Origin of the sequence: Novosphingobium tardum, from assembly GCF_042652045.1 — a bacterium.
Lineage (GTDB): Bacteria > Pseudomonadota > Alphaproteobacteria > Sphingomonadales > Sphingomonadaceae > Novosphingobium > Novosphingobium tardum.
This window is the reverse complement of record NZ_JBHSDR010000009.1, coordinates 1-1,129: the sequence shown is the minus strand read 5'-3', so window position 1 is coordinate 1,129 and position 1,129 is coordinate 1. Positions and strand designations below refer to the sequence as shown.

Here is a 1,129-nt window from a genome sequence, read left to right as displayed (position 1 = left end):
CGACTGAGGTTCACGGAAGAGCAGATCATTGGCGTGCTGAAGGAGGCCGAGGCGGGAGCGAAGACTGCTGACCTGGCCCGGCGGCACGGGGTGTCGGAAGCGACGATCTACAACTGGAAGTCGAAGTATGGCGGTCTGGAGGTATCCGAGGCCCGGCGGCTGAGGGAACTCGAGAGCGAGAACGCGAAGCTCAAGCGGCTGCTGGCCGACACGATGCTGGACAACGTGGCATTGAAGGATCTTCTGGCAAAAAAGTTCTGACGCCCGCCGCCATGCGGGAAGCTGTCGCTCATCTCCAGGCCTGCCACGGGATGAGCGAACGGCGGGCGTGCCGTGTCATCGATGCCGATCGCAAGAGCGTGCGTTACCGTTCCACCCGGGACGATGATGCCGATCTGCGTGAGAAGCTGCGCGAGCTGGCCAACCAGCGTCGCCGGTTCGGCTATCGCCGTCTGCACATCCTGCTGCGCCGGGAGGGCGTGATGATCAACCGCAAGAAGACCCAACGTATCTACCAGGAGGAAGGGCTGGCGGTCAGGCGACGACGCAGCCGCAGGCGTGCTGTCGGCACGAGGGCACCGGCTCCGGTGCTGGCACTGCCGAACCAGCGCTGGAGCCTGGACTTCGTTCACGACCAAATGGCCTCAGGCCGACGGTTCCGGGTGCTGAACGTGGTCGATGATGTGACCAGGGAGTGCTTGGCAGCGGTGCCGAACACGTCGATCTCGGGCCGCCGTGTCGTGCGCGAGTTGACCGAGCTGATCGCCCGGCGCGGCAAGCCTGGCATGATCGTCAGCGACAACGGCACCGAGCTGACCTCCAACGCCGTGCTCGCATGGTGCGGCGAGACCGGCGTCGAGTGGCATTACATCGCGCCGGGACGGCCAATGCAGAATGGCTACGTCGAGAGCTTCAACGGCCGCATGCGCGACGAACTGCTGAACGAGACGCTGTTCATGAGCCTGGCCCATGCCCGTGTCGAGATCGCCGCCTGGGTGGATGACTACAATCGGGAGAGACCGCACTCATCCCTTGGATACGTAACCCCGGCGGCGTTCGCCGCTGAACTGGATAAGCAATGGCCTGCTTCGCTACGCCCTACGGGCTCCGCTACACAGCCCATTGCTTC

The 1,129-nt window shown here is 64.2% G+C and carries 1 protein-coding gene; it reads left to right on the top strand.

Features of this window, described 5'->3' with window-relative positions; translation table 11 throughout:
- Positions 1 to 1,129 (top strand): IS3 family transposase gene (locus ACFO0A_RS15260; protein ID WP_379540034.1). Its coding sequence is split into 2 segments (ribosomal slippage), with 1,130 coding nucleotides annotated over them: positions 1 to 247 and positions 247 to 1,129; the frame shifts between segments, so codons are not numbered across the junction. This gene is flagged as partial in the annotation.